The following is a 13569-nucleotide window of genomic DNA, read 5'->3' as shown; positions in this document are numbered from 1 at the left end:
TGTGCCCCTGGGCCCCGGCGGCGGCCGGGTTTGTGCTCTGGGCCCTGCCGGGGCTGGATCCCGGGCTCCCGGCGGGGCTTCGCCCCTGGCCTCGGCCCTTGCGCCGCTGGGCGCTGCTGCGGCTGCGTCCTTCGGTCCGCCGCCGGGGGCCGGTGTGCGCTCCGTACGGGGGCGCACGCTGCGGAGTGCCTGGCTTGGCGCGGGGTGGGGTCACCCCGACGGGCGCTCGGCACCTCCGCCCGGAACTCCCCCCCAGGGCAAGGTCCCCGCACCGTCCCAAGGGCCACGCCTCCCGCCGGGCAGGGCCAGGGGGGCCGGGGGGCTTGCCCCCGGTTTCGGGAAGGGGCGGGGTCGGGGAGACACACCCCCGGTCAAAACGCCGTGGGGCCCGAGCGGTGATTCGCTCGGGCCCCACGGCGTCGGGATGGAAGGGCGGGCCTACGGCAGCTGCGCCGCCCTCGCCTCGCGGCGGTTGTCGCGGAAGGCGTTGACCCGGCGGGCGGTGGCGAAGAGGGGGATCACCGCGCCCATGACGACCTGGAGGGCGCACGCCGACTGGAGCAGCAGCTCGCCGCCGGGGGCCTGGAAGGCCCAGGCGGACAGCAGGCCCATGCTGGTCACGATCCAGGCGAGCATGGCCACGGCGAGGCGGCCGCGCGGCTTGGGGTATTCGACGCGGCTCACCATCAGCCACGCCACACCGATGATCGCCAGCAGGGTCGGCACGAAGGGCAGGCCCAGCAGGACGACCGAGACGACGGTGAGCGCGCCGAAGGGGCTCGGCATGCCCTGGAAGACGCCGTCGCGCAACGTGACGCAGGAGAATCTGGCCAATCGGAGCACGACCGCGAGGAGCACCACGATGGCCCCCACCACCGAGACCCGCTGGTAGGCGTCGTCGGCGACCATGCCCCAGACCAGGACGAAGTACGCCGGGGCGAGCCCGAAGCTGACCAGGTCGGAGAGGTTGTCCAGCTCCGCGCCCATGGCCGAGCTGCGCAGCTTCCGCGCGACGAGCCCGTCGAAGAGGTCGAAGACGGACGCCAGCAGCATCAGCATGACCGCCGAGGCGGCGCTGTGGCGGGTCATGCCGCCGTCCTCGCTGCCCGTGAGGTGCGGGATGAGGACGCCGGTGGTGGTGAAGTAGACCGCCAGGAAGCCGCAGGTCGCGTTGCCCAGGGTCAGGGTGTCCGCTATCGACAGCCGGGTCGACAGCGGCATGTCGTCCGTCTCGTCGGCGGCGTCCACGTCGGCCTCGGGGACCCAGGCGGCCTGGGTGTCGGGATCAATCACGGTCAAGGCGAGTCACCCCCGCGGTGGTGGCCTGGCCGACCTCGACCGCGACATCGACGCCCTCGGGAAGGTAGACGTCCACGCGCGAGCCGAAGCGGATGAGACCGATCCGCTCACCCTGTTCGACCTTGGTGCCCTGCGGCACGTACGGAACGATTCGGCGGGCGACCGCGCCCGCGATCTGGACCATCTCGATGTCGCCCAGCTCGGTGTCGAAGTGCCAGACGACCCGCTCGTTGTTCTCGCTTTCCTTGTTGAACGCGGGAACGAAGCCGCCCGGGATGTGCTCGACGGAGGTCACCGTGCCGGCCAGCGGAGCGCGGTTCACGTGGACGTTGAGCGGGCTCATGAAGATCGCGACGCGGGTGCGCCCGTCCTTCCACGGCATGATGCTCTGCACCACGCCGTCGGCCGGGGAGATGACGCGGCCCTGAGTGATCTCTCTCTCGGGGTCGCGGAAGAACCACAGCATGCCCGCCGCGAGCGCGGTGGCGGGCACGGCGACTGCCGCCCAGCGTCCGGAGCGACGGGCGCGGGTGAGGCTGACCGCCGCCGTGGCGACGGTCGGGAGGAGCCACGGCGATGCTCCGCGCGCGAGGCGGACGCGGCCGCGTTGTGCAGAGGATTGGCTGTGGGGCATGGATGACCTTCGTAGCGGAGGATGCCGCGACGCAAGACTGGGGACGGCGGCTTTCCCGGATGGTATCGGTTGCGAGCGGTAACTGGGCAAGCGCCAGGGCCTGTCGGTGGCTTGTCAGTGGCCGAAGACCCATGGCGCGGTGTGACCTTCTTCTCTCGGATACCACCCCAAAAGGGACATCAGCCGTGGCTTCGGTAATCCTCCAGCAGTCGTCGTCCAATAATCATTTTCTGAATCTCAGCGGTGCCTTCGCCGATGAGAAGCATCGGTGCCTCACGGTAGAGGCGCTCGATCTCGTATTCCTTGGAGAAGCCGTACCCGCCGTGGATGCGGAAGGCGTCCTCCACGACCTCTTTGCAGTACTCCGACGCCAGGTACTTCGCCATTCCCGCTTCGAGGTCGTTGCGCGCACCCGCGTCCTTCTTGCGAGCCGCATTGACCATCATCGCATGAGCTGCCTCGACCTTTGTTCCCATTTCGGCCAGTTTGAACTGGATGGCTTGGTGCTGGGCGATCGGCTTACCGAAGGTATGCCGCTGCTGTGCGTACGCAACGCCCAGCTCGAATGCGCGCTGTGCCACGCCACAGCCCCGTGCGGCCACATTGACCCGGCCGACCTCGACTCCGTCCATCATTTGGTAAAAACCGCGGTTGGTCGTTCCGCCGAGCACCCGATCGGCCGGAATGCGCAGTCCGTCCATGATGAGCTCGGTGGTGTCGACCCCCTTGTAGCCCATCTTCTCGATCTTGCCCGGAATGGTCAGTCCGGGCCGGACCTCGCCGAAGCCGGGCTCCTTCTCGACCAGGAAGGTCGTCATGGACTTGTGCGGAGGGACACCCTCCTGCTGGTCACCGGTCCGGCACAGGACCGCCACCAGCGTGGACGTGCCGCCGTTGGTCAGCCACATCTTCTGGCCGTTCAGCATGTACTCGTCGCCGTCCGGCACCGCCTTGCTGGTGATCGCCGACACATCGGAGCCCAGCGCCGGCTCCGACATCGAGAAGGCGCCGCGGATCTCCCCGAGCGCCATCTTGGGCAGGAAATAGTCCTTCTGCTCCTGCGTGCCGTGCTGCTTCAGCATGTACGCCACGATGAAGTGCGTGTTGATGATGCCGGACACGCTCATCCAGCCGCGCGCGATCTCCTCCACGCACAGTGCGTAAGTGAGCAGTGACTCGCCAAGGCCGCCGTATTCCTCCGGGATCATCAGCCCGAAGAGCCCCAGCTCCTTCAGGCCCTCGACGATCCGGGTGGGATATTCGTCGCGGTGCTCCAGTTCGGTGGCGACCGGCAGGATCTCCTTGTCGACAAACTCCCTGACCGTGGAGAGGATCTCCCGCTGGATGTCGGTCAGCCCCTCGGTCTGCGCCAGACGGCCCATATCACTGCCCTCCCAGCTCCGGGCGGCCCGGCTGCTCGCCGCCCCGCTCCTTGATGTACGTGGCGGTCGGCACCATCACCTTGCGCCGGAAGACGCACACGAGGGTGCCGTCCTGCTTGTAGCCCTTCGTCTCCACATGCACGATTCCGCGGTCGGTTTTGGACTTCGACGGCGTCTTGTCCAGCACCTCGGTCTCGCCATAGATGGTGTCGCCATGGAACGTCGGCGCGACGTGCTTCAGCGACTCGACCTCCAGGTTGGCGATGGCCTTTCCGGAGACGTCCGGCACGGACATGCCGAGCAGCAGGGAGTAGATGTAGTTCCCGACTACGACGTTCTTGCCGAAATCGGTCGTCTTCTCGGCGTAGTTGCTGTCCATGTGCAGCGGGTGATGATTCATGGTGAGCAGACAGAAGAGATGGTCGTCGTACTCGGTGACCGTCTTCCCCGGCCAGTGCCGGTAGACGTCGCCCACCGTGAACTCTTCGTAAGTGCGGCCGAACTGCATCTCGCTCACGCCTCCGGGGGCTCGAAGGTGGACGTACGGGTCATCCCGGCCGCACGGCCCTTGCCCGCGACGACCAGCGCCATCTTGCGGCTGGCCTCGTCGATCATCTCGTCGCCCAGCATCGCCGAGCCCTTCATGCCGCCCGCCTCGGACGTGCAGTACTCGTACGCGTCCAGGATCAGCTCGGCGTGGTCGTAGTCCTCCTGCGACGGCGAGAACACCTCGTTCGCCGCCTCCACCTGACCCGGGTGCAGCACCCACTTGCCGTCGAAGCCGAGCGCCGCCGCGCGCCCGGCGACCTCGCGGTAGCCGTCGATGTTCTTGATCTGGAGGTACGGGCCGTCGATGGCCTGGAGGTCATGGGTGCGGGCGGCCATCAGGATGCGCATCAGGATGTAGTGGTACGCGTCCGCCGGGTAGCCGGGCGGCTGTTCGCCGACGACCAGCGACTTCATGTTGATGGACGCCATGAAGTCGGCCGGGCCGAAGATGATGGTCTCCAGCCGGGGCGAGGCACCGGCGATGTCGTCGACGTTGACCAGGCCCTTGGCGTTCTCGATCTGCGCCTCGATGCCGATCCGCCCGACCTCGAAGCCCATCGTCTTCTCGATCTGGGTGAGCAGCAGGTCCAGCGCCTGCACCTGCTGGGCGTCCTGCACCTTGGGCAGCATGATGCAGTCCAGGTTCGGGCCCGCGCCCTCGACGACCGTGATGACGTCCCGGTACGTCCAGTGGGTGGTCCAGTCGTTGACCCGCACCGCCCGGGTCTTGCCGGTCCAGTCGCCCTCGTTCAGCGCCTTGACGATGGAGTGCCGGGCGTCCTCCTTGGCCAGCGGCGCGCACGCGTCCTCCAGGTCCAGGAAGACCTGATCGGCCGGGAGGCCCTGGGCCTTCTCCAGGAAGCGCGGATTGGAACCGGGCACGGCCAGGCAGGAGCGGCGCGGCCGCAGCACGCGGTCTGCGGGGGCGGGCGTGGTCATGCGGGAACCTCCAGTGCGGGAAGCATGTTCGCGGAACGGATCTCGTCGACGATACGGCCGATGATCTCCGTGATACCGAAGTCCTTGGGGGTGAAGACGGCGGCGACACCCGCGGCGCGCAGTGCGGCGGCGTCCGCGGCCGGGATGATGCCGCCGACGATGACGGGAATGTCCTGCGCCCCGGCCAGCCGCAGCCGCTCCAGGACGTCGGGTACCAGCTCGGCGTGCGAGCCGGAGAGGATCGACAGGCCGACGCAGTGCACGTCCTCGTCGACGGCCGCCATGACGATCTGCTCAGGGGTGAGCCGGATCCCCTGGTAGATCACCTCGAACCCGGCGTCCCGGGCCCGTACGGCGATCTGCTCGGCGCCGTTGCTGTGCCCGTCCAGGCCGGGCTTGCCGACCAGCAGCCGCAACCGCCCGCCGCCCAGCTCGGCCGCGGTCTTCTCGACCTTCTCGCGTACGGCGGCGAGCTGACTGCCCGCCTCCGCGGTGACGGCCAGCGGCGCCCCGCCGACCCCGGTGGGGGCCCGGAACTCGCCGAACACATCGCGCAGCGCCCAGGCCCACTCGCCCGTGGTGACCCCCGCGCGGGCGCACTCCACGGTCGCGGCCATCAGGTTGTCGGTGCCCGCGGCGGCCTTGCGGAGCGCCGAGAGCGCGCTCTCGGCGCGGTGCGCGTCGCGCTGCTCGCGCCAGGTGTGCAGGGCGGAGACCACCCGGGCCTCGTTCGCCGGGTCCACCGTCATGATCGCGGTGTCCAGGTCGGCGGTGAGCGGATTGGGCTCGGTGGACTCGTAGCAGTTGACGCCGACGATCTTCTCCTCGCCCGCCTCGATCCGGGCCCGCCGCGCGGCGTGCGAGGCGACCAGCTGGGCCTTGAGATAGCCGGACTCGACGGCGGCCATCGCCCCGCCCATCTCCTGGATGCGCTCGATCTCGGCCTCGGCCTCCCCGGTCAGCTCGCTGACCTTGGACTCGATGACGTGCGAGCCCGCGAAGATGTCGTCGTACTCCAGCAGATCGCTCTCCTGCGCCAGCACCTGCTGGATCCGCAGCGACCACTGCTGGTCCCAGGGCCGGGGCAGCCCCAGCGCCTCGTTCCAGGCGGGCAGCTGGACGGCGCGGGCGCGGGCGTCCTTGGAGAGGGTGACGGCGAGCATCTCCAGCACGATGCGCTGGACGTTGTTCTCCGGCTGGGCCTCGGTCAGCCCGAGCGAGTTGACCTGGACGCCGTAGCGGAAGCGGCGGTGCTTGGGGTTCTCGATGCCGTACCGCTCCCGGGTGATGCGGTCCCAGATGCGGCCGAAGGCGCGCATCTTGCACATCTCCTCGATGAACCGGACGCCCGCGTTCACGAAGAAGGAGATCCGGGCCACCACATCGCCCTTGCGCTCCTCGGGCACCTGCCCGGAGTCGAAGACCGCGTCGAGGACGGCGATCGCCGTCGACATGGCGTACGCGATCTCCTGCACCGGGGTCGCCCCGGCCTCCTGGAGGTGGTAGCTACAGATGTTGATCGGGTTCCACTTGGGGATGTGGTGGACCGTGTACGCGATCATGTCGGTGGTCAGCCGCAGGCTGGGCCCCGGCGGGAAGACATGCGTCCCGCGCGACAGGTACTCCTTGACGATGTCGTTCTGCGTCGTCCCCTGGAGCTTGGCCGGATCGGCGCCGTGCTCCTCCGCGACCACCTGGTACAGCGCCAGCAGCCACATGGCGGTGGCGTTGATGGTCATGGAGGTGTTCATCTGCTCCAGCGGGATGTCCTGGAACAGCCGCCGCATGTCGCCCAGATGGGAGACCGGGACCCCGACCCGGCCCACCTCGCCGCGGGCGAGGATGTGGTCGGGGTCGTAGCCGGTCTGGGTGGGCAGGTCGAAGGCGACCGAAAGACCGGTCTGGCCCTTGGCCAGATTGCGCCGGTACAGCTCGTTGGACGCCTCGGCGGTGGAGTGCCCGGCGTAGGTCCGCATGAGCCACGGGCGGTCCTTGGGGCGGGGTTCGCCACTCATCACACGTCCCTGAAGCGATTGATCGCGTCGATGTGCTGGTCGCGCATCTCCTGGTCGCGCACGCCCATGCCCTCCTCGGGGGCCAGGCACAGCACGCCGACCTTGCCCTGGTGGAGGTTGCGGTGCACGTCGTACGCGGCCTGGCCGGTGTCGTCCATGCGGTACGTCTTGGACAGCGTCGGGTGGATCTTGCCCTTGGCGATGAGGCGGTTGGCCTCCCACGCCTCGCGGTAGTTGGCGAAGTGCGAGCCGACGATCCGCTTCAGCGACATCCACAGGTAGCGGTTGTCGTACTCGTGGGTGTAGCCGGACGTCGAGGCGCAGGTGACGATCGTGCCGCCCTTGCGGGTGACGTACACGCTCGCGCCGAAGGTCTCCCGGCCCGGGTGCTCGAAGACGATGTCCGGGTCCTCACCGCCGGTCAGTTCGCGGATCTTCTTGCCGAACCGCTTCCACTCGCGCGGGTCCTGGGTGCGCTCGTCCTTCCAGAAGCGGTAGTCCTCGGCGGTGCGGTCGATGATCGCCTGGGCTCCCATCTTCCGGCAGATCTCGGCCTTCTGCGGGGAGGAGACGACGCAGATCGGGTTCGCCCCGCCGGCCAGCGCGAACTGGGTGGCGTAGCTGCCGAGTCCGCCGCTCGCGCCCCAGATCAGGACGTTGTCGCCCTGCTTCATCCCGGCGCCGTTGGCGGAGACGAGCTGCCGGTACGCGGTCGAGTTGACCAGGCCGGGCGCGGCCGCCTCCTCCCAGCTGAGATGGGCGGGCTTGGGCATGAGCTGGTTGGTCTTGACGAGGGCGATCTCGGCGAGCCCGCCGAAGTTGGTCTCGAAGCCCCAGATGCGCTGCTCGGGGTCGAGCATGGTGTCGTTGTGGCCGTCGGCGCTCTCCAGCTCGACCGACAGGCAGTGCGCGACGACCTCGGCGCCCGGCTGCCAGGCGTTCACGCCGGGGCCGGTGCGCAGCACGACGCCCGCGAGGTCGGAGCCGATGATGTGGTACGGCAGGTCATGGCGCTTGGTGAGCGGCGAGATCTTGCCGTACCGCTCCAGGAAGCCGAAGGTGGACAGCGGCTCGAAGATCGAGGTCCACACGGAGTTGTAGTTGACCGAGCTGGCCATGACGGCGACGAGGGCTTCGCCGGGGCCGAGTTCGGGCACCGGGACCTCGTCGACGTGCAGTGACTTGCGGGGGTCCTTCTCCTTGGTGGTGAGGCCGGCGAACATGTCGGCCTCGTCCTTGCGCACGGTCACCGCGCGGTACGACTCGGGGACGCGCAGGGCCGCGAAGTCCTGGGGGCTCGTGTCCGACGCGAGGATCGCGTCAAGTATCTCGTTCATCGGTGCCTCCGGCGAAGCGTCCATGAGGGACGCCTGAGGGAACGCTGGGCTCGTGACGGGGGTGAAAGCTGCTGCTGGCTGGCTGCTGTGCCGTCGGTTCGGCGGAGGTTCGGCCTGGGGCGCGGGTGTGCGCCGTGAGCCCGCCTGGTGACGCAGGCGGCGTCCGGGCGCGCAAGACGGCTTGCGGGGACAGCCGACGCGCGGGGTGTGCAGCGCGCCGGCCGCCCGGACACCTTCACCGTATGGCACGGTGTGCCACCCCGCAAGACACTGAGTGCCAACAAATTCTCTCAGATGTCATCTCGGCTGCACGCATGAGCAAGAAACGGCCGCCCCGGGAGGGGCGGCCGTTGCGGGGGGTGTTTGCTTGTGTGTTTTTGGTGAATCAGGCGCTGCGTGAATCAGGCGCTGGCGGGAGTCAGCTCTTCTTTTCCAGGGTCAGCGCGAAGACGTGGGCGCGTGCGGTGCCCGAGGCGGGTGCCGTCAGGGTGATCGAGGACAGCTCCTTGGCCGGATCCAGGGCCACCGTCTGGTGGAAGATCGCCGCCTTGGTGCCCACCGGTCCGCTCCGGGCGTGGATCTGGCTGGTCCGCACCGCCTCGGTCTCCCCGTACGCCGGACCCGACAGCCACGCCGTGAGCCGGATGTCCGCCTTCGCGGTCGAGCCGTCCGCGTACGAGGCCACCGCCGGGATCGTCACGTTCCCGGTGTCGCCCGCGCCCAGCACATGGAGGTTCGCGTAGCCGCCCGCCGGAACGTCGATCTTCTGGCCCGCCGCGATCACGTTGTTGTTGGAGCCCTCGCTGCCGTTGGTGAACGCGAACGTGATCCCGTCGTCCTCGGTCTGCCCGGTCTGCGGGAGCTGCACCATCGGGTACGTACGCCCCGTACCGTCGAAGTCCCCGTCGCCGTAGTACATCTCGGTGGTGATGGCGTCGTTGTCGAAGACCCCCACCAGGTCCACCTGGGTGCCCTGGCCCGTCTGCGGCAGCTCCGGCAGCCCCCACCGGTCGGCGGGCTCCGACACCTTCACCGGGGCGATCCGGAAGTCCGGTCGCGGCCCCGCTGCCGGGTACACCACCGCCTCCTCGTCCCGGTCCAGGTCGATCTCGATCACGCCCTCGCCCAGGTCGCGCCACTTCGGGGCCGGTCCCCGCACCCCCGCGACCCTGATCCGCCCGGTCAGCGAGTGCCGCACCCGGCACGGCTCCCCGGCCAGGCTCCGCACCCGCACCCATCGCGTCCTGCCGCCCGTGCGCACCCCGCTGACCAGGAACGCGCCCTCGGTGCGGAAGTCGTGCAGCGCCACGTCCCGCCACTCGTCCGGCACCCCGGGGAAGAAGCGGATGATCCCGCCCCAGCTCTGGCAGAGCATGTCGTGCATCGCCTGCGCGCCCGACAGCGGGGTCTCGATCACCGGACCCGCCTCGTAGTAGTGGGTGTTGGGCTGGATGAAGCGCGCCACCAGCTCGCGCAGATACTTCAGCGCGTCGCTGCCCCGGCCCATCTGGGTCGAGATCGAGGCCGCGCCGGAGAAGCTGTAGCCGCGCAGGGCGCCCTCGAAGCCGATCCAGTGCTCCAGCGAGCGGGTGATCAGGTCGCGGTTCTCCTTCTGGTCCCAGTTGACCAGGTAGAGCGGGTAGACGGAGAGCATGTGCGAGTAGTGGCGGTGCGACTTGGCGAACGGGACGCCGGTGCCGACCATGAAGCCGTTCTCGTCCACCGGGTACGGGACGAGCTTGTCCAGCACCTCACGCCACTTCGGCGCCAGCGGATCGTCCTTGCCCAGCAGTTCGACGGTCTCCAGCAGCGTCCGGCACGACCAGCGCAGCAGCGCGAGGTCGTAGTTGCAGTCCGGGGCCGGTCCGTACTCGGGCGAGAAGGTCTTCGGCAGATGGAGCTTGCCGTCCGACTGCTCGGTCAGGAAGTGCAGGTAGTAGTTGGTGGAGCGGCGCAGCAGCGGGTAGAGCACGTCCTCCAGCAGGCCCCGGTCCATCGAGTGCCGGTAGTGGAGCCATACGTTGTGCAGCGCCCAGGGGAGGTTGCCGACCTCCGCCTGGTCGCCGACGCCCGGGACCGGCACCGTGCCGTTGTCCTCGCAATTCGCGTCGGTGGAGCGGCGCAGAGCGGCCGAGTCGGCGCGGTACTCCGGTTTGAGGGCGCTGATCAGGACGTCGGTGTTCTCGGCGAGGGTGCGCGGAATCGCGTCCAGCTCCAGGTGGTTGGAGCCCAGCACCGGCCAGTACTCCAGCTGGACGTTGAGGTTCCACCACACCCCCGGCCACGGGGTCGGCTCCACCCAGGGGCCGGTGGTGGCCATCACGGGGGCGTGCTCCCGGGCCGCGCACGCGAGCTTGTAGAGCTGGATCCAGTAGAAGCTCTGGAGCATCGCGTCCGGGACCGACAGGAAGCTCTTGCGGTAGAACCGGTGCCACCAGTCGCGGTGCGAGCGCAGCAGGCTGGAGACCGGCAGCGCGGACGCCTTGCGGACCGTCGTGACGGCCCGGCCCTCGGCGTCCAGGCCCGGGTACGAATGCGCCACGCACAGGTAGTACGTACGCTCGCGGCCCGTGCCGCGCTCCTTGTACGCGGTCACCGTCTGGCCGCCCGCAACCATGGACTGCACGGTGATGCCGAGCCCGCCCTCGGTGCGGCTGACCGGCTTCGGGTTGGGCTCGAACCCCTTCGGCGGGTCCTCGCGGATGATGCGCGGGCTGACGGCGGGGGAGGGGCGGAACTCCCAGCGGAACCCCTCCTCGCCCGCGCTCGCCTCGACGGTCGCCAGCAGCATCGTCCGGTCGTTGTGGACCAGCGCGCGGAGGGTGAGACGGCCCTTGTCGGTGGTGATCGTGCCGCGCACCTCGGCGTCCCACAGATCGAGCCGCAGATCGACACCGGTGATCTTCCCGACCGGACGCAGCAGCAGATTGCCGACCGGCAGCCGCGCCACGCCCCAGTCGCTGCCGCCCTGGGTGGGGCGGTGGTCCTGGACCTCACCGTGGTGGACGGTGAAGCGCAGGGCGTTCTCGCCGGGCTCCTGGTAGACCATCGAGCCGAGCAGTCCGTTGCCCAGGAACGGACCCTCGTACCAGGTGCGCGGCATCCGCTTCCAGACCAGGTCCTGCCCGGACAGAAAGCGCTGCCATTCCGTGTCCGTCCGCATCCCGCTCAGGACCACGGAACGCTCGCTTTCGGCCGCCTCCGCCGCCGGTGCGGGGAGGGCCACCCCCGCCGTCGACCCCGCGGCCGCGCCGGCGGCCACCCGGCCCAGGAAACCGCGTCTGCTGACTGCCATCGTCGATCAGCTCCGTCCAAAAAGACAGCGAGATTGGTCCGATGATTTGGCTAGACGGGAGCGTAGGAAGGGACTAATGATGCGTCAAGGCGCCGGATAGATCTGATGTATGGGCTTGCTGTGTCGGGCTGTTATTGATCTGTCGCGCCGTTATATCGCCACATGTCCCGTGGGAGGGAACGATGCGCGTCATTCGGTCCAGGGTCACCAGAGCCGCGGCGGGCATCGCCTGCACGGCGGCCGTCCTCGTACCACTCCAAGCCGAAGCTGCAGGTCAGGCGGACGGCTCGAACAGCTCGGACAGCCGCAGCTGGCGGCTCACCGGGCAGGGCCAGGTCAGCGGGCAGCTCGGCCTCACCCGCGACGGCGGCCTCACCCTCACCGCCCGGCACGGCTCCACCACCGTCCTGCGACCCTCCGCGCTCGGCATCCGCACCGCCGACACCGACTTCGGAAAGGGCTTGCGGTTCGCGGGGCGCAGCGACCGCGCCATCCACGAGACCTACACGACCACCACCGGCCGCCGGACCCACCACACCTCCGATGCCTCCGAGTCGACCTTCACCTTCCGCAAGGACGGACGGACGCTGAAGGTGATCGTCCGCGTCTCGGCCGACGGGCTGGCGTACCGGTACGCCCTGCCGGGCAAGGGCACGGTCACCGTGCTCGGCGAGGAGTCGGAGTTCGCCGTGCCGCCGACCGCCGACTCGTATCTGCTGCCGTACGACAACGGGCGCTCCGACTACGAGTCCGCCCACGACCGCGGGAGCGTCGCCGACGCCAAGGCGGGCGACTACGGCTATCCGTCGCTGTTCCACATCGGCAAGAGCTGGATGCTGGTCGAGGAAGCCGACCTCGACAGCTCCTACGGCGGCTCCCGGCTCACCCTCGACGCCGCCACCGACCGCTTCCGCCTCCCCCTCCCCGACCCCGCCGAGGTCAGCAGCCCCGGGCTCACCACCCCGTGGCGCACCATGGTCATCGGCGACCTCGCCACCGTCACCGAAAGCGACCTGCCCACCGACCTCGCCGCCCCGTCGAAGGTCGCCGACACCTCATGGATCAAGCCGGGCAAGGCGGCCTGGTCCTGGTGGTCGGACGGCGGCAGCCCGGCCAGCCTCGCCGCCCAGAAGAAATTCGTCGACTTCGCCGCCCGGGAGGGCTGGGAGTACGTCCTGGTCGACTCCGGCTGGAGCAACGACTGGATGTCCGAACTCACCAAGTACGCCAAGGAGAAGGGCGTCGGCATCTGGGCCTGGGTGCGCTGGCAGACCATCGACCAGCAGAGCGAGCGGGACCGGCTGTTCGCCCAGTACAAGTCCTGGGGCATCGTCGGGCTCAAGATCGACTTCCTGGAGTCCGACGGCCAGGACCGGATGCGGTGGTACGACGCCGTCTTCAAGGACAGCGCCGAGCACCAGCTCATGCTGAACTTCCACGGCGCCACGATTCCGCGCGGGCAGGAGCGGACCTGGCCGCAGATGATGAGCGTCGAGGCGGTCAAGGGCGCCGAGGGCACCCGCCCCAAGCCGGGCCGCGAGCCGTTCCCGGCCGCCCACTACACGACGCTGCCCTTCACCCGGAACCTCATCGGGCCCATGGACTTCACCCCCGTGACCTTCACCGGGGTGCGGCCCAACAGCGACGCCGCAGAGCTGGCGCTGTCCGTGGTGTACGAGTCCGGGGTGCAGCACTTCGCCGACAGCGTCGAGTCGTACGAGGCGCATCCGGCCGCCCTGAAGTTCCTGGACCAGGTGCCCACGGTGTGGGACGACACCCGGCTCGTCGACGGTGACCCGGGCGACCGCGCGGTCCTCGCCCGCCGCTCCGGCGACGACTGGTACCTGGGCGCGATCACCTCGGGCGAGGCCCGCACCCTGGACGAGCCGCTGACGTTCCTGGGCCGTGGGACGTGGCGGGCCGAGCTGTACCGGGACGGCCCGGACGGCAAGATCGTGACCGAAACCCGAGAGGTCACGGCCTCCTCGCGCCTGTCGGTGACGGTCCCGAAGAACGGCGGCTACGCGGTCCGCCTGACCCCGGCGAACTAGGGGGCTTTGTTCCCCACCCCGCCCCTTCCCGAACCCGGGGGCTGCGCCCCCGGACCCCCGCCCCGGGG

The 13569-nt window shown here is 69.3% G+C and carries 9 protein-coding genes; 1 reads left to right on the top strand and 8 read right to left on the bottom strand.

The genetic code is table 11. The features are described 5' to 3' along the window. Window positions 1-438 precede the first annotated feature (438 nt). The 8 genes from pssA to SSOG_RS10365 form a co-directional block, all read right to left on the bottom strand. On the bottom strand, window positions 439-1299 hold the full coding sequence (gene pssA, locus SSOG_RS10400) for a CDP-diacylglycerol--serine O-phosphatidyltransferase (RefSeq protein ID WP_063730729.1): 861 nt from the start codon (window positions 1297-1299) through the stop codon (window positions 439-441). Then, window positions 1286-1933: a phosphatidylserine decarboxylase gene (locus SSOG_RS10395; RefSeq protein WP_009714172.1), complete on the bottom strand. Its 648-nt coding sequence runs from the start codon at window positions 1931-1933 to the stop codon at window positions 1286-1288. The genes pssA and SSOG_RS10395 overlap by 14 nt, the downstream gene beginning before the upstream one ends. A gap of 179 nt (window positions 1934-2112) precedes the next feature. Next, window positions 2113-3315 (bottom strand): acyl-CoA dehydrogenase family protein, encoded by a 1203-nt coding sequence (locus SSOG_RS10390; protein ID WP_009714171.1) that lies wholly within the window; start codon window positions 3313-3315, stop codon window positions 2113-2115. 1 nt (window position 3316) lies between these two features. After that, complete coding sequence (locus SSOG_RS10385; protein ID WP_009714170.1) at window positions 3317-3823, bottom strand: MaoC family dehydratase; 507 nt, start codon at window positions 3821-3823, stop codon at window positions 3317-3319. Between the two features lie 5 nt (window positions 3824-3828). After that, window positions 3829-4803 (bottom strand): HpcH/HpaI aldolase/citrate lyase family protein, encoded by a 975-nt coding sequence (locus SSOG_RS10380; protein ID WP_009714169.1) that lies wholly within the window; start codon window positions 4801-4803, stop codon window positions 3829-3831. Then, window positions 4800-6818 carry a protein meaA gene (locus SSOG_RS10375; RefSeq protein ID WP_009714168.1) on the bottom strand — a complete coding sequence of 673 codons (2019 nt, stop codon included), beginning with the start codon at window positions 6816-6818 and terminating at the stop codon, window positions 4800-4802. Before SSOG_RS10375 ends, SSOG_RS10380 begins: the two co-directional genes overlap by 4 nt. After that, window positions 6818-8155 (bottom strand): crotonyl-CoA carboxylase/reductase, encoded by a 1338-nt coding sequence (gene ccrA / locus SSOG_RS10370; protein ID WP_009714167.1) that lies wholly within the window; start codon window positions 8153-8155, stop codon window positions 6818-6820. The genes SSOG_RS10375 and ccrA overlap by 1 nt, the downstream gene beginning before the upstream one ends. Window positions 8156-8573: 418 nt before the next feature. After that, on the bottom strand, window positions 8574-11450 hold the full coding sequence (locus SSOG_RS10365) for a glycosyl hydrolase family 95 catalytic domain-containing protein (RefSeq protein ID WP_039937119.1): 2877 nt from the start codon (window positions 11448-11450) through the stop codon (window positions 8574-8576). Window positions 11451-11632: 182 nt separating this feature from the next. Between SSOG_RS10365 and SSOG_RS10360 the strand changes: the two genes are divergently transcribed. Next, complete coding sequence (locus SSOG_RS10360) at window positions 11633-13501, top strand: glycoside hydrolase family 97 protein (protein ID WP_009714165.1); 1869 nt, start codon at window positions 11633-11635, stop codon at window positions 13499-13501. Window positions 13502-13569: the final 68 nt, after the last annotated feature.

Origin of the sequence: Streptomyces himastatinicus ATCC 53653, assembly GCF_000158915.1 — a bacterium.
GTDB classification, from domain to species: Bacteria; Actinomycetota; Actinomycetes; order Streptomycetales; family Streptomycetaceae; genus Streptomyces; species Streptomyces himastatinicus.
This window is presented reverse-complemented; position numbering and strand designations above follow the sequence as displayed.